Origin of the sequence: Flavobacterium sp., from assembly GCF_031411595.1 — a bacterium.
Lineage (GTDB): Bacteria > Bacteroidota > Bacteroidia > Flavobacteriales > Flavobacteriaceae > Flavobacterium.
In genome coordinates, this window is record NZ_JANOBI010000019.1 from 21,263 (window position 1) to 40,732 (window position 19,470).

Genomic DNA, 19,470 nt, shown 5'->3' on the forward strand with positions numbered 1-19,470 from the left:
TATTGGATTATTGGATTGTTAGACGCGCTGCGCTTTTGGATTTTTTAGGAGCCGGGAACCTGCTATGCGTTGCAATCTTTTGTCTTGCTAAAGAAGCAAGTCAAAAGGATTTCCTCTGCTATCAGGGCTAGGCACCCAATTTCAACAACACGCAAAATCTAATAATCTAAACATCCAAAAGCGTAGCATGTCCAAAGCCGCAGGCGTGTCTAACAATCTATTTCCTTCTCGTATCAATAATATAAACGATTTTCCAACGGTCTTTTTCCTTAAACAGCGTAAAAGCATTGACGCCTTTGTGGCTTAATTTGCCATCAACGAAAAACTCATAAGGTGTCCAAGCATGCGCCATTGAGCCATCAACTTGAATGGTGAAACTCAACAATTGCTCACGGAATATTAAATCTTTCGGAATCGCTGCGATGGTTTGATAGAATTCTTTGGTAGATTCTTCGCTGAATTGGTTGCCTTTTTCGTTTTCGGTAATCGATTGTAAAATCATTTTGTCGGCGCAAACCTGATGCAACAACAGTGTGTCGCGGTGTTGAAATCCTTCAAAAAAAGTTTCGACGGTGTGTTTAACGTCTTCATTCTGTGCATTGCTATTAATGCTGAAAATAAAGATGATAACGAGTGCTATTTTTTTCATGATGCTTTTATTGGGTCATTAATAACATGGTGAAGGTAAAGTTATCTCCCATATTTTCGTGTGCAATCGGAACAAATAAATACCAAAGAAAAAAATCGAGCAAATAGGATTTGTTGTGAATGGAAGTTTGAATTCTAGTCGTTGCTTTTCCATCATCAGTATCCAAACCATAGGCTAAGATTTCTTTATCGCCATCGACAATTGCGTATTCAGCCATAGGATTATTGCGAACGATGAGTTTTAGTTTTTTGTCGTCAAACTCAATAACCGCTGCATTGACATACCATTTTTCGTTATAGGTTTTTAAAACGATATTTCCTGAAGCGTCTTCGATTTCGATATTGCTTTTCCAAAAACCTGTGTGTTTTAAAATGTACTGCTCTTCTTTAATTTGAAAGATTGCTTTTCTTTCAAAAACAGTCATTTCAATAGTCATTTCTCCCATTTTTTCGTCATGCTTATAAAAAGCATAAGTACTCTCGTTAAGTTTTTTCCATGTTTTAAAATTAGTCATCATGAGTTCAAATTTTAAGTGATACATCCAAAAATCAAAACATTAGTAAATGCTTTAAAAAAATTGTTACAACCAACTTGCGAATTGACTTTAATACATTAAATACTCCATTCGATTTTATTACTTTTACACGATTAAAAAACAAACCTATGTCTGTCGCAAAAAAAGATTACAAAAGAATCACCACCAAATCATTGATTGAAATGAAAGAAAATGGTGAGAAAATTTCGATGTTGACCGCCTACGATTTCACCATGGCCAAAATCGTAGATGCTGCCGGAATCGATGTGATTCTCGTTGGAGATTCCGCGAGTAATGTCATGGCAGGCCACGAAACGACACTTCCGATTACGTTAGACCAAATGATATATCACGCTTCGGGCGTGGTTCGCGCTATTACAAGGGCTTTAGTTGTAGTCGATTTGCCTTTCGGAAGCTACCAATCTGACTCGAAAGAAGCCTTGCGTTCGGCGATTCGAATTATGAAAGAAAGCGGTGCGCATGCTGTAAAAATGGAAGGCGGAAGTGAAATCAAAGACAGCATTAAAAAAATACTCAATGCCGGAATTCCCGTAATGGGACATTTAGGATTGACCCCACAATCGATATACAAATTCGGAACGTATACCGTTCGCGCGAAAGAAGATGAAGAAGCTGAAAAACTACTCGAAGATGCTAAACTGCTCGAAACTTTAGGTTGCTTTTCGATTGTTCTTGAAAAAATTCCTGCGCATTTGGCAGAACGTGTAGCCAAAAGCATTTCGATTCCCGTAATCGGCATTGGTGCTGGTGGTGGTGTTGATGGGCAAGTATTGGTCATTCATGATATGTTGGGAATGAACAATGAGTTCAGTCCACGATTTTTGAGAAGGTATTTAGATTTATACGAGCAAATGACAAGTGCAATTGGGCAGTATGTTAGTGATGTGAAATCGAGGGATTTTCCGAATGCATCGGAGCAGTATTAGATTAGACTGTAAGATTGTAAGACTGTAAGACTGTAAGATGAGATTATTTAAACGCCATAAAATTAGTATATGCACCAATTCAAACAATTAGAGATTTGGAAACAAAGTAGGGTTTTCTGTACACAAGTTTATACATTGACAAGTAATTTTCCAAATGAAGAAAGATTCGAGTTAATCAATCAACTAAGACGAGCTGCTGTTTCTATTCCATCAAATATAGCTGAAGGTTCATCACGAAAATCAAATAAAGACTTTGCACGATTCTTAGAGATTGCGATTGGTTCAGCTTATGAAATCGAGACACAATTATTAATTTCATCAGACCTCGGATTTATTACAGATGAAAATTTAAATCCATTACTCTCAAAAATTAATGCACTCACAAAAATGATATACAGCTTCCAAATTACACTAAAGTAAATCTTAGGGTCTTAAAATCTTACAGTCTTAACGTCTCATAATCCAACTATTCTTTTGAAAGAACTATCTAATAAAACCAACCTCCAAATCCTCCACGAAGACAACCACATCATTGTCATCAACAAGCGTGTCGGCGATATTGTGCAAGGGGACAAAACCGGTGATAAACCGCTTTCGGAAGTTGTCAAGGAATACATCAAAGACAAGTACAACAAACCTGGTGAAGTGTTTTTAGGCGTAGTGCATCGACTCGATCGTCCGACTACAGGTATTGTAGTTTTTGCCAGAACCAGCAAAGCATTAACACGACTCAACGAAATGTTCAGCAACCGCGAAACCCAGAAAACTTATTGGGCAGTAGTTAAAAACAAACCCGAAAAAGCCGAAGATACGCTCGTGCATTTCCTAAAACGCAATGAGAAAAACAATACTTCGAAAGCGCATCTCAAAGAAGTTCCTGATAGTAAAATGGCCAAACTCGACTACAAAATTATCAAAGAGCTCAACTCTTATTTCGTTCTTGAAATCGATTTGCATACGGGAAGACACCATCAAATACGCGCACAGTTGTCAGCGATCGGCAGTCCAATTAAAGGCGATTTGAAGTATGGTTTCGACCGCAGTAATCCTGATGGCGGGATTCATCTTCATGCGAGGAAATTGGTTTTTATTCATCCGGTTTCTAAAGAGAAACTTGAAATTGTAGCTGCAGTGCCAAATAATTCGGTGTGGAATGCTATTTAAGAAACTTTAAATCGTATTTTTACCTTTATTCTACATTGATTTTACCTTTAAACAATCAACCCATACATCATGAAAAACCTACTTCTCTTTATATTGTTGGTTAACGCCACCACTAATTTTGCTCAAGATCATTTTATTGGAGTCAACACTTCAAGTCGGGCAGGAATACTCAATGGGGCACTCAATCCCGCCGAATTTTCGAACCTTTCCAAAAAATTTGAAGTGAATATCTACGGTATGAGTTTCAATTTTTCAAATAATATTGTCAGTTTAAGCGACCTCAATTCGGATACGGATCTTGAAGATTTGATATTTGAAGGAAGTTCAGCAGTCAATGCTAGTGTAGATTTAGAATTTGCTGGTCCGGGTGCTGCAATGCGTTGGGAAAAATGGGTTTTTGCATTTACTACGAAAGGATATGTAAAAGCCAATGTGATTGATGTTGACCCGAATCTTGGTGATGCGCTCCTAAACACCAATGACCTAGTAGTTATTGGTTCAAACACGATAAGCAATGATTATAACCAACGAATTACAGGTACTTCTTGGGGAGAAATTGGTCTTTCTGCAGCAAGAACTGTTTTTGAAGATGATCAACATAAATTCAATGCGGGTATTACCATGAAATTATTGTTTCCCGGTTCTTATACCAATTTAGGTGTTGACGCTTTTAGTGGGACAATCACAACCGGACCAACCGGCGCTTATCTTAACAATGCAAATGCTCAACTTAACTTTTCATATTCAGGAAATCTGTCTGACAACGGAACCGATTTCAGCGATTATACCAGTTCCGTTTTTGGTGGTTTACACGGATTCGCAACGGATCTTGGAGTCAACTACCAATGGAAAGATCCAAGCGATCCTAAAAAATATAAAATCAATGCAGGAATGTCATTGAAAAATATAGGAAGCATGACTTTCAGTGATAGTGACAATGCTTCTGATTCTTATACGCTCAAGATACAAGAGCCTGGACTTGGGCTAGATTTAAGCGAATTTCAGGATGTCAATAGCCTTAAGGATGTTGAACAAATCCTTTTAAGCCATCCTGGCTATTTAGAAGAAAATAAAATAAGCCAAGATTTCAAAGTAAAACTTCCTACTACATTTAATATTTACGCAGACTTTAAAATTTACACCAAGTTCTTCATCACAGGGCAGCTACAACAAAAACTCCAAGACAACAATGGCAATTCACAAATCACGGCACAAAACAGTTTCAGCATCATTCCAAGAGTAAACCTCGGTTTTTTCGAAGCTTATATCCCGTTTTCTCATAACGAATTTTCAGGCGGTAATACTGGACTTGGTTTCAGATTGGGCGGATTCTATATGGGTTCAGGCTCTGTAATTAGTGCGCTGATTAACGACAGTAAACAAATCGATTTGAATATGGGTTTCCGTTGGGCGTTTTTATAGCAAATCGCAACCTTAACGATTATAATAGCAATGCACGAATTAAATAAATTCGTGCATTTGTGCTTAAAGTATAATGGCAAAGTTTTATAAAATGAATTACAAAACCGACATCAACTCTAGAAAACAATTACTAATTCACTTGCTCAAGGAAATCGAAACTCACGAAGATCAGATTCTTAAAGCACTGTATGATGATTTTAAAAAACCCTTTTTCGAAGGTGTGCTCACAGAAACCAGTTTTGTAAAATCCGAATTAAAAACGACCATCAAAAACATGCGTCGTTGGTCTAAACCTAAAAGCGTTTTTCCTGCGATTTTAAATTTTCCATCGAGCGATTTTATTTACAAAGAACCTTACGGAAAAGTACTCATTATCGCACCGTGGAATTACCCGTTTCAATTGGCGCTTTGCCCTTTAATTGCGGCAGTTTCAGCGGGAAACCAAGTGGTTTTAAAACCATCGGAACTCACACCGAACACTTCTAAAATTACAGCCGAAATCATTGCGAAAGTTTTTGAAAAGCAACAAGTCGAAGTCATCGAAGGCGATAGCACTGTGTCTCAAAACTTACTCACACAACGTTGGGATTATATTTTCTTTACCGGAAGCGCCGCAGTTGGCAAAATCGTAGCGCAAGCCGCCGCCGCATTTATCACACCAACCACACTCGAATTGGGCGGAAAAAACCCGTGCATCATTGATGAAACCGCCGATTTAGAATTGGCCGCCAAGCGCATCGTTTGGGGAAAATTCATCAATGCCGGACAGACTTGCATTGCTCCTGATTATTTGTTGGTTCATGCTAAAGTCAAAACCACTTTCATCAATTTATTAACCACAGCCATCAAAAGTGCTTACGGCGAAAACCCGCAAAGTTCAGAAGATTTTTGCCGCATCGTCAATCTCAAAAATTGGCAACGACTTACCCAATTGATGCCAGGCAACAACATAGTTTTTGGTGGCCAAACCAATGAAGAAGATTTATACATCGCACCAACAATCATTGATGAACCCAGCATTGAATCTTTGATTATGAAAGACGAAATTTTCGGCCCAATACTACCCATTTTGTCGTACGAAACCGAAGATGATCTTTCAAAAATCATCGACCGATACGAAAAACCTTTGTCGCTGTATGTCTTTTCAACCCATGATGCTTTCTGTAAAAAAGTGATTCAAAATTATTCGTTTGGTGGCGGTTGCATCAACGATACGGTCATTCATTTTGCCAACAAACGTTTGCCTTTTGGCGGCGTTGGTCATTCTGGAATCGGTGCGTATCACGGGCGTTGGAGCTTCGATACGTTTTCGCACCGAAAAGCCATCGTTAAAAAATCGAATTGGCTTGATTTACCGTTTCGCTATGCGCCTTATCAAGGTAAACTTTCATTGGCTCGGAAACTGCTCGATTGGTTTTAGAATCGTGGAATCGTTTAATCGAAGGAATTGTTTATTTGTGAAAAGTTGGTTCTTCGATTTTTACTTTGGGCGTGACCACAAGGGTCGGGCTTTCACACTCGCTTTTTTGCGTCGAACGCCGCCACAAAAAGAGCTCAGACAATTGTTCTATCCCTCACGCAATTCCGATTAAATAGGAACATTAAATTTCTTAATCAACTGTAAAATACCTGACAGCCACTGGCTGTCCTCCTCTTAATATCAAATCTCACGCGACTTCACGCTACGATATTGCCCTAGCCCCGATTGGAACGATATCCTTTTGTGCCGTGGTTCGGCGCAAAAGATTTAGTGGAAAGCGGGAAATAGCTCCTAAAAACCAACATCCAAATGATACGATTCTTCGATTAAACAAATAAACGGTTAAACGATTTCACGATTAAACAAAAAATCGTATCATTGAAACAACAAAACAAAAAAAACAAACCATGCAAACTACAAAACAAACCCTTGAGAATATCAAAGCCAACGGATACCATATCGACTTCGGAACCGTTTTCAACAAAGCTTTCGAAAACTATAAAAAAATAGCTTTAAACGCCGGAATAGCGATGTTGCTGATTACCATATTAATGTTTATTGTTATCGGAATTATTGCTGTGGGCATTGTTGGAATTGCATTTTCTACCGATACGTTATCGCAATTTAGAGTCGAAAATATGTCGCCCATGTGGCTCGTAGGCTACGTTATTTTTGCATCGATTGCGGGTGCTTTCTGCAGTCCATTAACCGCGGGTTTTATTAAAATGGCGCAATCTGCTGCTAAAGGTCACAATTACTCTGTCGGAACTGTTTTTGATTACTATCGCAGCAAACACTTCAAGGAAATTGTTCTTGCTGCGCTGATCATCGCCTTTTTTTCTAATATTTTTTCTTCAGGCCTGCAATGGGTTGGTTTTCAGTGGATCGGCATAGTGATTAGTTTGTCATTTGCGGTGTTAACTTTCTTGGTGATTCCGCTGATTATCTTTGGTGATTTGAAAGCCATGGAAGCCATCGAAGCCAGTATTCTCATCGTTTCCAAGCAATTTTTTATCTTATTCGGATTGCTGATTGTTTCCGGCATTATGGTGATGTTGGGTATTTTTGGATTGTGTATTGGAATCTTTTTCACCATTCCATTCATCTATTCGATGTACTATTGCGTTTACAGCGAAATCATTGGCGATGAAACACCGGAAATAGCATCAGAAGAAGTGTCAAATGAATAAATTCTAAAAACAGATTCAACCAAAACAAAACATCTCAATTGAGAATATAAATAGTTTTTGTATAACTTTTTTTCATACTTTTCTAATCCGAAGACCGAGCAATAAAACAGCAACTGAAAGTAAATTAAACAATGCGATTTATACCATTTGACGGAAGTACAATTTCGAATTTGATTTCATCTAATGAAACAACTTTCAACGCCAATACTTCTTTGTATCAAAGTCTTAAAACAATCGATTTTATCACCAATCAGGCGAACGTGCTTTGGGTCATTCTTCCACTACTGTTTTTTTTGTTGGGTTTTTTAGCTTTCAATTTCTTTAAAATCAACAACCGTTTTCACCACAAAAATGTTGAAAATTACATGCAACTCGAATCTTTTGATAAAGAATACCAGTTGTACTTCTTATTCCTCGGAATCCTTTTGCCGATTTTTGAAATCATCTTCGAAATCTATTCTGTCAGATCCAGAAGCCAACTCGCTTCAAGCTTTATCATCGGGTTTGTATTGATTTCGCTTTATTTTTTAACCAAAAAGAATAAATTCTTCAATCGATACAACCATGCTACTTTCATTGGATTCTTTCTATTGTACTTTGCTTTTATAGCGCACAATATGGTGCTGCATGGATCTGACGTTATCCCAATACTGGGCTTTGTGGTGGCTTTTTTCTTTTCATTTCAAATATTGAAGCCCGTCAAAATCTATTGGGTATTTGTGAGCATCGTCATCACTTTTCTTTGTGTAACGATCCATCAGGAATGGATGCCGTTCAATCTGACATTGATTTTACTCAATTACTGTTTCCTGATTATGTTCATTCATTACATCCAACACATCACCTTTCTGAACACTCAGGATAAATTCAGGTTTACCAATGAGATTGTCAACAAAGGAAATTCGCTTACCATCGCCACCAACAAAATAGGAGAAGTGTCTTTTTGCAGCGAATCAGTCATCGAAATTTTAGGATATACACCACAAGAAATGTTGGGTTTTGGGTTTTGGGTTTTGACTGAAGATCCTGATTTTATCGGTGAAGATTATCATGAAGAATACGTCGACAACCGTTCGCACATTCGAAAACTCAAATGCAAAAACGGCGACTACAAATACATCCAATGGAAAGACAAAAAGTTCAACGACGATTTGGTCATCGGAATTGGCCAAGATGTTACCGAACAAGTTCAAGTAAAAGACCAATATAAAAACCTGGTGCAATCGGCCAATGATATTATTTTTGAAACCGATAGCGAAGGGAATTTTACTTACATCAATGAATTCTGCGAAAAAACTTTGGGCTACAGTGCTAAAGAAGTCATGAACCGCCATTTTACAGAATTCATTCGACCCGATTATGTAGTGAAAGTATTACAATATTTTGATGCTATTGATTTTCAACGCGATGACCATGACATCATTGAATTTCCTGTATTTAAAAAAAATGGCGAAGAATTTTGGGTATCGCAAAAGGTCAATGCCAAAAGAGATAACGCTGGTAAAACCATAGGATATTCAGCTATTGCCAGAGATATTACGATTCTTAAAAATATTGAATTTTCTAAAATTAAAAGCCAGGAGAAAATTCAAAAATTCAATGATACGCTCAAAAAATTCATGGCCAAAAGTTATTCCGGTCAAGAGAATTTCGACAGCATTCTTAAAGAAATTTTAGAAATCGCTTCCAAAACAATGGAAATCGAACGTGCCAGTTTTTGGAATTATTTTCCTGACAAACTCAAATGTCAGAATCTGTATGAAGTTAATAAAAACAAATTTGAAAAAGGATTTACATTAACCCGAAGTCAATACCCAATTTATTTCGAAACCATCGAAAACGAAATGCAAGTCATTGCTAATGATGTATACAACAATCCCATTACGCAAGAGTTGTGTTTGGATTATATTCCGAAAAACAAAATCTGCTCGATACTCGATACGCCGGTTTTTATTAATGGTCAACTTCGAGGTATCATTTGCTTTGAATCGGTGGGTAGAATAAAAAAATGGGACAATGAAGACGTAGCTTTTTCAAGATCGGTTAGTGATTTAATTATCGTCGCCCTCGAATCGCAATTGCGTATAGAAGCCGAAAAGAAGTTGGTTTACAAAAGTGAATTGCTTTCCGCGATGCTGATGTTTACTGATAAATTCATCAATACAAAAGAGCAAATACAAATCTTCAAAGACGCTTTTCCAATTATAGGAAACGTCACTAATGTTGACCATCTTTATTATTATGAAAACGACGCGACCACCAATTTGTTCCGTCAGAAATACAAATGGGGCAAAGAAAATGTTGCATTGCAAATCACACCTTTGCGTTATTTCAGTCATGAAGATTTCCATGAAATCGTTAGTAAAGCCAAAGAACGCAAGCTGTTTAAAGCCCACACCAGAAAATTAGAAGAAGGCGTTCTCAAAAGCTTGTTGCTCAATAATGAAATTAAATCTATTCTGATTTTTCCACTTTTCGTTAAAGATCAATTTACCGGTTTTATTGGTCTCGACGTAATTGATGAAGAAAGAACTTGGTCGGACGACGAAATCAATATGCTGCAGATTTTGTCGAGTAATATCACTTCCGCGATCGAGCGACTTGACAATGAAAACGAAATTCACCAAAGTGAAGAAAAATTCCGTCTTTTAGCCAACAACATTCCGGGAACGGTTTACCTTTCAAAGTATGATGAAAAATGGTCGAAAATATATTTGAATGATGAAATCGAAAACCTCACCGGTTATCCCAAAGCGGACTTTTTAGAAAACAAAAGATACTACATCGATTTGGTGCATCCCGAAGATATTGATGAATTTTTGGGTGTGGCGAGGAAGTTATTCAGTGAACGAAAAAAAGTGCATCTCGCCTATCGCATCATCCACAAAAACGGGCATTCGGTTTGGGTCGAAGAATTTGGTGAACCTATTATTAAAGATGGTGAAATTGAGTTTGTCGGCGGTATCTTTATCGATATTACCGAACGAAAATTAGCCGAGAACATCCTCAAAGAAAAAGAAATTGCTGAAGCGGCGAACAAAGCCAAGTCGGAATTTTTGGCTAATATGAGTCACGAAATTCGTACACCACTCAACGGAATCATTGGCTTTACCGATTTGCTGATGAATACCAAACTCGAAGATTTCCAGAAACAATATATGGACACGATCAACCAATCGGCGAATTTATTGATGGAAGTCATCAGCAACATTCTCGATTTTTCTAAAATTGAATCCGGAAAACTTGAGCTCAATGTAGAGCAATACAATATCATCGATTTGTCGCATCAAGTCATTGAATTGATTAAGTATGAATCGAATCTCAAAAACATCGATTTGATTTTAGACATCGACGAAGAAGTGCCACAATTCATTTATATCGATTACATTCGATTGAAGCAAGTCTTAATCAACTTGTTGAGCAATGCGGTTAAATTTACCGAAAAAGGGACAATAGAATTTCAAATTCACATCATCAAGAAAAACGAACACAAAGCCATGTTTCGATTTTCTGTAAAAGATACCGGGATCGGCATCAAGAAAAACAATCAGGAAAAAATATTTGAAGCTTTTTCGCAAGAAGATACTTCGACGACCAAAAAATTCGGCGGAACTGGTTTGGGATTATCCATATCGAATCAGCTGTTAAACCTTATGGAAAGCCACTTGCAACTTATCAGTAGGTTTGGAGAAGGCAGTGAGTTTTTCTTCGATGTAGAATTAGAAATCGCGACCGACAAAGATGCGGGAAACACAACCAAACCATCAGCAATTGTTAAAGGAGAAAATGTTTATGCCAATAATTTAAGTGCTATTGTCAATGTTTTAATCGCAGAAGACAATAAAATCAATATGCTGCTAGCTAAAACTTTAATCAAACAAATTCTGCCAAACGCTACCATCATTGAAGCCATTGATGGTCAGGATGCGATTGGCAAATTCCAAGAATATGACATCGATATTATTTTTATGGATGTGCAAATGCCCGTAATGAATGGTTATGTGGCCACTCAAAAGATACGCGAAATGCAAACCAAAGCCATTCCGATTATCGCATTAACCGCAGGAACTGTTGTGGGTGAAAGAGAAAAATGTTTGGAAGTTGGTATGGATGATTACGCGTCAAAACCAATTATCAAAGACACGTTGGAAATGATTATAGCAAAATGGGTTAAAGTTTAATTTAAAATCATAAAATCATGAAATGGATTGGCAGAAGACAAAGCGATAATATGGAAGACCGACGCGGTGTTTCAGGCGGAAAAGTAGCATTAGGTGGCGGATTAATCGGCATCATTATTTTACTGATAAATGTGTTTGGCGGAGAAAATTCCAAACAATTGGCACCTATGTTACAACAAATGCAACAAGGTCAAACCACAGAACAAACCACTCAAGAATTATCGCCTGCCGATAAAGAGATGGGCGAATTGTGCGCCACCATTCTAGCCGATACAGAAGACATTTGGAAAAAAGTATTTGAAGAAAACGGACTCACCTACGAAAACCCAAAAATGGTTTTGTTTACGAGCAATGTTGAAACCGGTTGTGGTTCTGCAACTGCAGCTTCCGGTCCATTCTATTGCCCTGCCGACAAAAAAGTTTATATGGATTTGGCATTTTTCGAAGAATTAAAATCGCGCTTTGGAGCCGAAGGTGGCGACTTTGCCATTGCTTATGTCATTGCACATGAAGTGGGTCATCACGTGCAAAATCTATTAGGAACCTCCACCAGAATGCGACAATTGCAAGAAGGAAAATCAGAAGCCGAAGCCAACAAATTATCCGTCGCATTAGAACTCCAAGCTGATTTCTACGCCGGATTGTGGACACATTACGATCAAAAAGTCAATCAGATGTTAGAACCTGGCGATATCGAAGAAGCGTTAAGTGCCGCCAATGCTGTTGGTGACGACGCCATTCAAACAAAAATGCAAGGACATGTAAATCCTGATAGTTTCACACACGGAACTTCTGAACAGCGCATGTATTGGTTCAATCGTGGATTTAAATCGGGGGATATTCAGCAAGGAGATACTTTTAAAGCGGGATTGTAAGTAAGATTTTAAGACAGTAAGATTTTAAGACAGTAAGATTTCAAGATTATAAGATTCGATCTTACAGTCCTAAAATCTTACAGTCTTACAGTCTATTCCTCCTCCTCGCCTGCCGCATTCGACTTAGAATATCCACGCCATTTCTCAATGAGTTCCTTCATATCATCAGGAAGTTCAGTATCAAAGCGCATCATTTCACCCGTCGTCGGATGCACAAATCCTAAAGTCTTAGCATGCAAAGCCTGACGCGGCAATATCTTAAAGCAGTTGTCGATAAATTGTTTGTATTTCGTAAACGTTGTCCCTTTCAAAATCAAATCACCACCATAACGAGCATCATTGAATAATGGATGCCCAATGTGTTTCATATGCACACGGATTTGGTGCGTTCTTCCGGTTTCCAAAATACAAGAAACCATCGTTACATAACCAAAACGTTCCAAAACTTTATAATGCGTCACGGCCGGTTTTCCGATTTCAGGATCGGCAAAAACTGCCATTTGCATGCGATCTTTCACGTGTCGTGCTATGTTGCCTTCAATCGTGCCTTCATCTTCTTTGACGTTGCCCCAAACAATCGCGATGTATTCTCTTTCGGAAGTTTTAGCTTCAAATTGTTTCGCCAAATGTGTCATCGCCGCTTCGGTTTTGGCTATTACCAAAAGTCCTGAAGTGTCTTTATCAATTCTATGCACTAAGCCCGGACGTTCGCTGCTATTCATCGGCAGATTTTCGAAATGATACGCCAAAGCATTCACCAAAGTACCGGTATAATTACCGTGACCCGGATGCACGACCAATCCCGGTGGCTTGTTGATTAACAACAAAGCAGCATCTTCATAAACAATATCAAGCGGAATATTCTCAGGATCGACGCGATTTTCAAACGGTGGATGCGCTAAAAGGATGCGCACAACGTCAAGCGGTTTGACTTTATAATTCGATTTTACAGCAACATCATTCACATAAATATCACCATTCGTTGCCGCTTGCTGGATTTTATTTCTTGTTGCATTCGGAATCAAATTCATCAAAAATTTGTCTATCCGCAACAGCAATTGTCCTTTGGGAACATCAAATCGGAAATGCTCGTATAATTCGTCCTCCAATTCAGGACTGTCGTCGTTAGTTTGCATTGGCTGGAGTTTCAGTTGCTGGCGGAATACTATCAAGTTGGGTATCATCAAAACCCACTTTTCCGTCGCCCAATATCAAATCGATTTTCGAAGATTTAAACACCTTATCGCCAGGATTCAGCTTCTTGCCGTTCCAACGCATTTCGAGCACCATATCTTTTCCTAAATAAGGTTTGTAGGTAATCGTACCTTCTTCCAAGCCTAACGATTTTAAAGTCGGTACCGCCTGTCGATAGGTTTTCTCAATCAAATTCGGGATTTTCACCATCGTAAAACCCGACGAATTGATCTTAATATAAATCTTCCTGTTCTTCTTCACTTTCGAACCCGCAATCGGATCTTGCTCTACGACACTATGCTTCGGAAAATCCTTGTTGTAATCAACGCTGTCGAGCAATACATAATCCAAATCAAGATCATCTAACTTCTCTTCTACCTGCTGTTCGCTAAGTTTGCGCAAATCCGGTACCGTAATTTCATGGCCGTGATCGGTAGTAAACGTCAGCCAATGAAAGAACAAATAACTCAAAACGGCAATGATCGAAACGCCAATCAAAACTTGCACGACAAAAACCCGGCTCTTCAGATAATCCTTTAAACTCATGTCAAAATTGTTTCGACAAAGATAAAGGGTTTCCGTTTCAAAAAAAATGATAATTTTGTTTAAATTTATAATCAGGAGCTAATCCCGCTATCCGCTAAATCTTTCACGCCGAACAACGGCGCAAAAGGATACCGCTGCTATCGGGGCTAGGGTCTGACGATAAGATTGTAAGACTGTAGGATTATAAGACCGATCTTGCTATCTTGAAATCTTACAGTCTCAAAATCTTAAAATCTTAAAATCCATTTATGAAAAACATTGCCATCATCATGGGCGGCTATTCCAGCGAATTTGAAATCTCACTCAAAAGCGGGAACGTAGTCTATCAATACTTAGACAAAACCAAATACCACGGATTCCGCATCCACATTTTCAAAGAAAAATGGGTGTATGTCGATGACAACAACAACGAATATCCGATTGACAAGAATGATTTTTCAGTCAGCATCAACGGTGCGAAAATAAAATTCCATGCAGTATTCAATGCGATTCACGGTACACCGGGCGAAGACGGACTCATGCAAGCCTATTTCGAATTGCTCGAAATTCCACAATCTTCGTGCGATTATTACCAAGCCGCATTAACGTTCAACAAACGTGATTTGCTTTCCGTGTTAAAACCGTATGGCATCAAATGCGCCGAATCCTATTATCTCAACAAAGGCGAACACATCGATACTGCTGCTATCGTAGCCAAAGTCGGATTACCATGTTTTGTAAAGCCCAATAAATCAGGTTCGAGTTTTGGAATTTCAAAAGTAAAATCTGAAAACGAATTGCCGATTGCTATTGAAGTCGCCTACAAAGAAGGCAACGAAATCATCATCGAGAGTTTCCTTGATGGCACCGAAGTTTCTGTTGGGGTGATCAATTATCAAGGAAAAGTAACGGTATTACCAATTACAGAAATAGTTTCCGACAATGACTTCTTCGATTATGAAGCAAAATATTTAGGGAAATCACAGGAAATTACACCGGCGAGAATTTCGCCTGAAATCACAGAAAAAGTCAATGCTGTAGCCAAACGTGCGTATGAAATTTTAAAGATGAAAGGATTTTCGAGAAGCGAATTCATCCTCGTTGGTGGCGAACCGTATATGTTAGAAATGAATACGATTCCGGGTTTGACGACTGAAAGTTTAATTCCACAGCAGGCGAAAGTTGCGGGGATTTCGCTCGAAGATTTATTCACCAATGCGATTGAGTTAGCTTTGAAATAGTTTCTGAGTGCCTGAGTCGCTGAGTTTCTGAGTTTGTCTTGGTTGACGAGAAACCCTAGCCCTGATAGCAGCATTTATCCTTTTGTGCCGGTTTTCGGCGCAAAAGATATGGCGGATAGCAGGACCCGAGCTCCTAAAGAGCGAACTGACGAAGTAAATAGCTCCTGATTTTCAAAAACGAAATATAAAATAGTAACAGAAATGTTATCGTATAAAAAGTAAAAACTCAGTGACTCATAAGCTCAGTCACTCAGCAACTCCAAAAAAAATGAGAAAAGCCATATTTCCAGGTTCCTTCGACCCAATAACACTTGGGCACTACGACATCATCAAAAGAAGCATTCCTTTGTTTGACGAAATTGTGGTGGCGATTGGAATCAATGCAGAGAAAAAGTATATGTTCACGCTCGACGAAAGAAAACGTTTCATCGAAGAAGCATTCGCTGACGAACCAACGGTTTCGGTAGTGACTTACGAAGGTTTGACGATTGATTTGTGTAAAAAACTCAAAGCGGAATTCATCTTACGTGGACTAAGAAATCCCGCCGATTTCGAATTCGAAAAAGCGATTGCACACACCAACAGAAGGCTTTCTAAAATAGAAACCGTATTCTTATTGACCGCGGCAAAAACGTCTTATATCAGTTCGAGTATTGTGCGTGATGTGATTCGCAATGGTGGCGAGTATGAGATGTTGGTACCCGATGCGGTTCGAGTGAAAAAATAGATTGTAAGACTGTAAGATTTTAAGACTATGAGATTCGATCCTATAGTCTTAAAATCTTATAGTCTTATAGTCTAATCTTCTTCTTTCTTAATTACTTTCCTAGCGACTTCAATCTTAAATTTCTTTCCTTTCATTTTCTCGTCGCGGATTAGTTTCAATAAATCCTTGACTTTAGTGGCTTTTACAGCTGCAAAAGAAATAAAATCTTTGACTTCAATCAAGCCCAAATCGCCTTTTTCTAGTTTTCCTTTTTGAGAAAAGAAACCGACAATATCAATTTTGTTGAGTTTATTTTTCTTGCCACCGCTGATGTAGATGGTTTGAAATTCAGGCGGTTTTGGGAGTTTTGTATTATTATCGACATTCAGAACTTTCATGCCGTAATCGATGTAATCTAATTTTTTTTCGCTTTCGTGGATAATGATGTAAGCCGTTCCCGAAGCCAACATACGTGCGGTTCTTCCGTTTCGGTGCGTGAATTCATCTTCTTTTGAAGGCAAATGATAATGGATAACGTGTTTCATTTCGGGAATATCCAAACCTCGTGCGGCTAAGTCTGTGGTCACCAAATAACTTACGCTTCCATTTCGAAATTGAATTAGAGCGCGTTCGCGTTCGTCTTGATCCATGCCACCATGATAATAGGTTGCGTAAATTCCTTTTTCGTTTAAAGTGTCGCTAATACGCTCTGCGGCATCGCGGTGGTTGCAGAAAACCAGCGCTGATTCTGAATTTAAAGAACAAATCAGATGAAACAAACTGTTGATTTTATCTTTCTCTTTCGACACCACCATTTTGAGCGACAGGTTCGTTTTTTCTTCAGCTTCAGGAATAAAATCTAAAACCGTCGGGTGAATGACGCGTGTGTATTTTGGGATTTCGATATCGGATGTGGCTGAAACTAGAATGCGTTTGTTGAGTTTCGTCAATCGGTTGATGATGAAAGACATTTCTTCATGGAAACCCAATTGCAATGATTTGTCGAATTCATCGAGAATTAAAGTTTGAATGGCTTCGGTTTTAAAAGTGCCGCGATCTAGGTGATCCGCAATTCTGCCTGGCGTTCCTATCAAAACAGCCGGCGGATTGCTTAGGTTTTTGATTTCCGTATCAATCGAATGTCCACCATAACAAACATTGACTTTATAATCAGTGCCCATTTTCTTCCAGACTTGTTCGATTTGCAAACCCAATTCACGGGAAGGCACTAGAATTAAACATTGAACATCTTTGATTTCAGGTTCCAAAATTTCAAAAATCGGAAGCAAAAAAGCCAAAGTTTTTCCCGAACCTGTTGGTGAAAGCAATAAAACATTATTGTCGCGTAGTATGATTTCTTGCGCAGCGACTTGCATGTCATTGAGGTTTTCGATGCCTAAATTGAGTAGAATATTGTTGGAATGGTGTTGATTTTTCATGGTACAAAGGTAAATCTTTAGACGTACAGAATGGCAATAAAAAAACTCCTATTAAAGGAGTTTCTCTTATTCAAATAATAATTTGATATTTTCATACGAATTGAGCAATGCTTCTTTAATTTGCTCAGGATTGAGCCAAGATACTTTTTCAATACCTTCTTCAGCTTGACCGACTGGAATCCCCTCATAATCAGATTGCATTTCGTACCAATGCGTAATTTTGAGTTTGTAAATACCATTGCGGTTAAAAATATGATAGGTCTTTTGTAGCTTTTTGGTAATCGTCAATAAGTTTACACCGGTTTCTTCTTCGACTTCACGCATGGCCGTGAGTTTCATTTTTTCTCTTTTCTCTTTGCCACCTTTGGGTAAATCCCATTTTCCGTTTCTGAAAATAAATAAAACTTCGCCTTTTTTATTGTACACCAATCCGCCGCCGGCTCTTTGAACCGGGATTTTTTCCTTCAATTTTTTAAACATGGCTTTTTCATCAGGATAATACAGATAACATTTCTTAATTTTGTTGTTATACATATTAACAACAAGCTTCTTGATATCTGTGCTTTCCAATAAAAACATTTTAAAATCAGTCTCTTTAACGATTTGATTTGTTAAAAAAAAAGGTTTATCGTTGACAAAAACTTTATACATTTGTATCTATGATTTTTAATAAGGACACTGCCGAAAAAACAGCCGAATTGCTTTTGCAAATAAATGCAATTAAATTGAATCCTAAAAATCCTTTTACTTGGGCTTCGGGCTGGAAATCTCCAATTTACTGTGACAATCGACTCACACTGTCTTTTCCTGCGATAAGAAATTATATTCGAGAAGAATTTTCTAAAAACATCGAAAAGCAATTTGGGAAGCCCGATGTCATAGCTGGTGTGGCAACCGGAGCTATCGGAATCGGTATGTTGGTCGCTGAATATATGGGTTTACCGTTTGTGTATGTGCGTCCTGAACCTAAAAAACACGGCCGTCAAAATCAAGTGGAAGGTTTTTTACAGAAAGGCCAAAACGTGGTGGTGGTGGAAGATTTAATCAGTACTGGCAACAGTAGTTTACTCGCAGTTCAAGCGATAAAAGATGCGGGTGCTAATGTAAAAGGCATGGTTGCTATTTTTACTTATGGGTTTGATATTGCTGAAGAAAACTTCAAAAACGCGCACGTCGATTTGTATACGTTGAGCAACTACCAAAACTTATTGAACTTAGCCGTTGCCAAAAAGTACATCACCGAAGAAGAACAAAACGCTTTAAAAGAATGGAGTGCTGCACCGGATTCTTGGGGCATCGAAGTTTAGTTTGAAATCAAAAAAACCACATTATAACAGCATAGAATATTCAGTAATTGCTATTGAATATTAAAATAATTTAAAACAACATGAACTTAGAAAGTCCCAAAGTAAGCGTAGAAAAATCAGCACAACACCTATTCGATTCGTTGTCTGATGTAAAGAATTTCGAAAAATTAATGCCCGAAAGTATTGCGAAATTTGAAGTAATCGGAGACGATGCTTTCCTATTTGGTTTGAAAGGCATGCCCGAAATTAAATTGAAAATGAAAGAGAAAATAGCACCGAATAAAATAGTACTTGGTGCTGCAAGTGATAAATTACCATTTACTTTAACTGCTAAAATTGATGCCGTTTCTGATGATAAATCAGAGGTTCAATTGTTTTTTGAAGGCGAATTCAATGCGATGATGGCGATGATGATTAAAGGGCCAATCAGTAAATTTTTAGAAACTTTAGCATTGAATATGAATAAGTTATAACAACTAATTAGCATGTCAAATAAAAAAAGCCTTCTAGTATTTCGCTGGAAGGCTTTTTATTTCGACGAACTACGCTAAATGCATATAATTTAGCATTTTATCGAGTTTTCAGGTTAGTTATAGAAATTTTTAGACGGTATAA

At 38.1% G+C, this 19,470-nt stretch carries 18 protein-coding genes; 12 read left to right on the forward strand and 6 right to left on the reverse strand.

Annotated features, from left to right (window positions below; genetic code table 11):
* Positions 1-217: 217 nt before the first annotated feature.
* A complete protein-coding gene (locus RMO03_RS03125; protein ID WP_309640625.1) occupies positions 218-649 on the reverse strand; it encodes a nuclear transport factor 2 family protein in 432 nt (143 codons plus the stop codon).
* Positions 650-656: 7 nt separating this feature from the next.
* A complete protein-coding gene (locus RMO03_RS03130; protein ID WP_309640626.1) occupies positions 657-1,166 on the reverse strand; it encodes a hypothetical protein in 510 nt (169 codons plus the stop codon).
* A gap of 146 nt (positions 1,167-1,312) precedes the next feature.
* On the opposite strand from RMO03_RS03130, the gene panB reads away from it, so the two are divergent.
* The 8 genes from panB (at position 1,313) to RMO03_RS03170 (ending at position 12,443) form a co-directional block, all read left to right on the forward strand.
* A complete protein-coding gene (panB, locus tag RMO03_RS03135; RefSeq protein ID WP_309640627.1) occupies positions 1,313-2,131 on the forward strand; it encodes a 3-methyl-2-oxobutanoate hydroxymethyltransferase in 819 nt (272 codons plus the stop codon).
* 69 nt (positions 2,132-2,200) lie between these two features.
* Positions 2,201-2,551 (forward strand): four helix bundle protein, encoded by a 351-nt coding sequence (locus tag RMO03_RS03140; protein ID WP_309640628.1) that lies wholly within the window; start codon positions 2,201-2,203, stop codon positions 2,549-2,551.
* A 54-nt stretch (positions 2,552-2,605) separates the two neighbouring features.
* The gene (locus tag RMO03_RS03145) at positions 2,606-3,295 is read left to right on the forward strand and encodes an RNA pseudouridine synthase (RefSeq protein WP_309640629.1); all 690 of its coding nucleotides are present in this window, start codon (positions 2,606-2,608) and stop codon (positions 3,293-3,295) included.
* 69 nt (positions 3,296-3,364) lie between these two features.
* Positions 3,365-4,717, forward strand: a complete 1,353-nt coding sequence (locus tag RMO03_RS03150) for a hypothetical protein (RefSeq protein ID WP_309640630.1) — start codon at positions 3,365-3,367, stop codon at positions 4,715-4,717.
* 91 nt (positions 4,718-4,808) lie between these two features.
* On the forward strand, positions 4,809-6,137 hold the full coding sequence (locus RMO03_RS03155; RefSeq protein ID WP_309640631.1) for an aldehyde dehydrogenase: 1,329 nt from the start codon (positions 4,809-4,811) through the stop codon (positions 6,135-6,137).
* 467 nt (positions 6,138-6,604) lie between these two features.
* Complete coding sequence (locus tag RMO03_RS03160) at positions 6,605-7,387, forward strand: hypothetical protein (protein WP_309640632.1); 783 nt, start codon at positions 6,605-6,607, stop codon at positions 7,385-7,387.
* A gap of 131 nt (positions 7,388-7,518) precedes the next feature.
* On the forward strand, positions 7,519-11,568 hold the full coding sequence (locus RMO03_RS03165; RefSeq protein WP_309640633.1) for a PAS domain S-box protein: 4,050 nt from the start codon (positions 7,519-7,521) through the stop codon (positions 11,566-11,568).
* A gap of 17 nt (positions 11,569-11,585) precedes the next feature.
* Positions 11,586-12,443, forward strand: coding sequence for a neutral zinc metallopeptidase (locus tag RMO03_RS03170; RefSeq protein WP_309640634.1), 858 nt, complete (start codon positions 11,586-11,588; stop codon positions 12,441-12,443).
* Between the two features lie 92 nt (positions 12,444-12,535).
* Here RMO03_RS03170 and RMO03_RS03175 read toward each other — a convergent pair whose 3' ends face one another.
* Both RMO03_RS03175 and RMO03_RS03180 read right to left on the reverse strand, forming a co-directional pair.
* Positions 12,536-13,579, reverse strand: a complete 1,044-nt coding sequence (locus RMO03_RS03175) for an RluA family pseudouridine synthase (protein WP_309640635.1) — start codon at positions 13,577-13,579, stop codon at positions 12,536-12,538.
* Positions 13,569-14,183, reverse strand: coding sequence for a PASTA domain-containing protein (locus tag RMO03_RS03180; RefSeq protein WP_309640636.1), 615 nt, complete (start codon positions 14,181-14,183; stop codon positions 13,569-13,571). Before RMO03_RS03180 ends, RMO03_RS03175 begins: the two co-directional genes overlap by 11 nt.
* 248 nt (positions 14,184-14,431) lie before the next feature.
* Between RMO03_RS03180 and RMO03_RS03185 the strand changes: the two genes are divergently transcribed.
* Together RMO03_RS03185 and coaD are read left to right on the forward strand one after the other, a co-directional pair.
* Positions 14,432-15,403 carry a D-alanine--D-alanine ligase gene (locus RMO03_RS03185; RefSeq protein WP_309640637.1) on the forward strand — a complete coding sequence of 324 codons (972 nt, stop codon included), beginning with the start codon at positions 14,432-14,434 and terminating at the stop codon, positions 15,401-15,403.
* 268 nt (positions 15,404-15,671) lie between these two features.
* Complete coding sequence (gene coaD, locus RMO03_RS03190) at positions 15,672-16,130, forward strand: pantetheine-phosphate adenylyltransferase (RefSeq protein WP_309640638.1); 459 nt, start codon at positions 15,672-15,674, stop codon at positions 16,128-16,130.
* Positions 16,131-16,201: 71 nt separating this feature from the next.
* Here coaD and RMO03_RS03195 read toward each other — a convergent pair whose 3' ends face one another.
* Positions 16,202-17,548, reverse strand: a complete 1,347-nt coding sequence (locus tag RMO03_RS03195; RefSeq protein WP_309640639.1) for a DEAD/DEAH box helicase — start codon at positions 17,546-17,548, stop codon at positions 16,202-16,204.
* Between the two features lie 66 nt (positions 17,549-17,614).
* Entirely contained in the window at positions 17,615-18,199 is a 585-nt protein-coding gene (locus tag RMO03_RS03200; protein WP_309640640.1) for an NUDIX domain-containing protein, read from the reverse strand.
* An 8-nt stretch (positions 18,200-18,207) separates the two neighbouring features.
* Between RMO03_RS03200 and pyrE the strand changes: the two genes are divergently transcribed.
* Both pyrE and RMO03_RS03210 read left to right on the forward strand, forming a co-directional pair.
* The gene (pyrE, locus tag RMO03_RS03205; protein WP_309640641.1) at positions 18,208-18,855 is read left to right on the forward strand and encodes an orotate phosphoribosyltransferase; all 648 of its coding nucleotides are present in this window, start codon (positions 18,208-18,210) and stop codon (positions 18,853-18,855) included.
* 80 nt (positions 18,856-18,935) lie between these two features.
* Positions 18,936-19,328 (forward strand): SRPBCC family protein, encoded by a 393-nt coding sequence (locus tag RMO03_RS03210; RefSeq protein ID WP_309640642.1) that lies wholly within the window; start codon positions 18,936-18,938, stop codon positions 19,326-19,328.
* Positions 19,329-19,470: the final 142 nt, after the last annotated feature.

Excerpts from the sequence above, each read along its gene's own strand:
- RMO03_RS03195 (WP_309640639.1), bottom strand. The coding sequence starts at position 17,548 with ATGAAAAATCAACACCATTCCAACAATATTCTACTCAATTTAGGCATC.
- RMO03_RS03170 (WP_309640634.1), top strand. The coding sequence starts at position 11,586 with ATGAAATGGATTGGCAGAAGACAAAGCGATAATATGGAAGACCGACGC.
- coaD (WP_309640638.1), top strand. The coding sequence starts at position 15,672 with ATGAGAAAAGCCATATTTCCAGGTTCCTTCGACCCAATAACACTTGGG.
- RMO03_RS03160 (WP_309640632.1), top strand. The coding sequence starts at position 6,605 with ATGCAAACTACAAAACAAACCCTTGAGAATATCAAAGCCAACGGATAC.
- RMO03_RS03200 (WP_309640640.1), bottom strand. The coding sequence starts at position 18,199 with ATGTATAAAGTTTTTGTCAACGATAAACCTTTTTTTTTAACAAATCAA.
- RMO03_RS03155 (WP_309640631.1), top strand. The coding sequence starts at position 4,809 with ATGAATTACAAAACCGACATCAACTCTAGAAAACAATTACTAATTCAC.
- RMO03_RS03130 (WP_309640626.1), bottom strand. The coding sequence starts at position 1,166 with ATGATGACTAATTTTAAAACATGGAAAAAACTTAACGAGAGTACTTAT.
- RMO03_RS03125 (WP_309640625.1), bottom strand. The coding sequence starts at position 649 with ATGAAAAAAATAGCACTCGTTATCATCTTTATTTTCAGCATTAATAGC.
- RMO03_RS03180 (WP_309640636.1), bottom strand. The coding sequence starts at position 14,183 with ATGAGTTTAAAGGATTATCTGAAGAGCCGGGTTTTTGTCGTGCAAGTT.
- RMO03_RS03185 (WP_309640637.1), top strand. The coding sequence starts at position 14,432 with ATGAAAAACATTGCCATCATCATGGGCGGCTATTCCAGCGAATTTGAA.
- RMO03_RS03150 (WP_309640630.1), top strand. The coding sequence starts at position 3,365 with ATGAAAAACCTACTTCTCTTTATATTGTTGGTTAACGCCACCACTAAT.
- RMO03_RS03165 (WP_309640633.1), top strand. The coding sequence starts at position 7,519 with ATGCGATTTATACCATTTGACGGAAGTACAATTTCGAATTTGATTTCA.
- RMO03_RS03140 (WP_309640628.1), top strand. The coding sequence starts at position 2,201 with ATGCACCAATTCAAACAATTAGAGATTTGGAAACAAAGTAGGGTTTTC.
- RMO03_RS03175 (WP_309640635.1), bottom strand. The coding sequence starts at position 13,579 with ATGCAAACTAACGACGACAGTCCTGAATTGGAGGACGAATTATACGAG.
- panB (WP_309640627.1), top strand. The coding sequence starts at position 1,313 with ATGTCTGTCGCAAAAAAAGATTACAAAAGAATCACCACCAAATCATTG.
- pyrE (WP_309640641.1), top strand. The coding sequence starts at position 18,208 with ATGATTTTTAATAAGGACACTGCCGAAAAAACAGCCGAATTGCTTTTG.
- RMO03_RS03210 (WP_309640642.1), top strand. The coding sequence starts at position 18,936 with ATGAACTTAGAAAGTCCCAAAGTAAGCGTAGAAAAATCAGCACAACAC.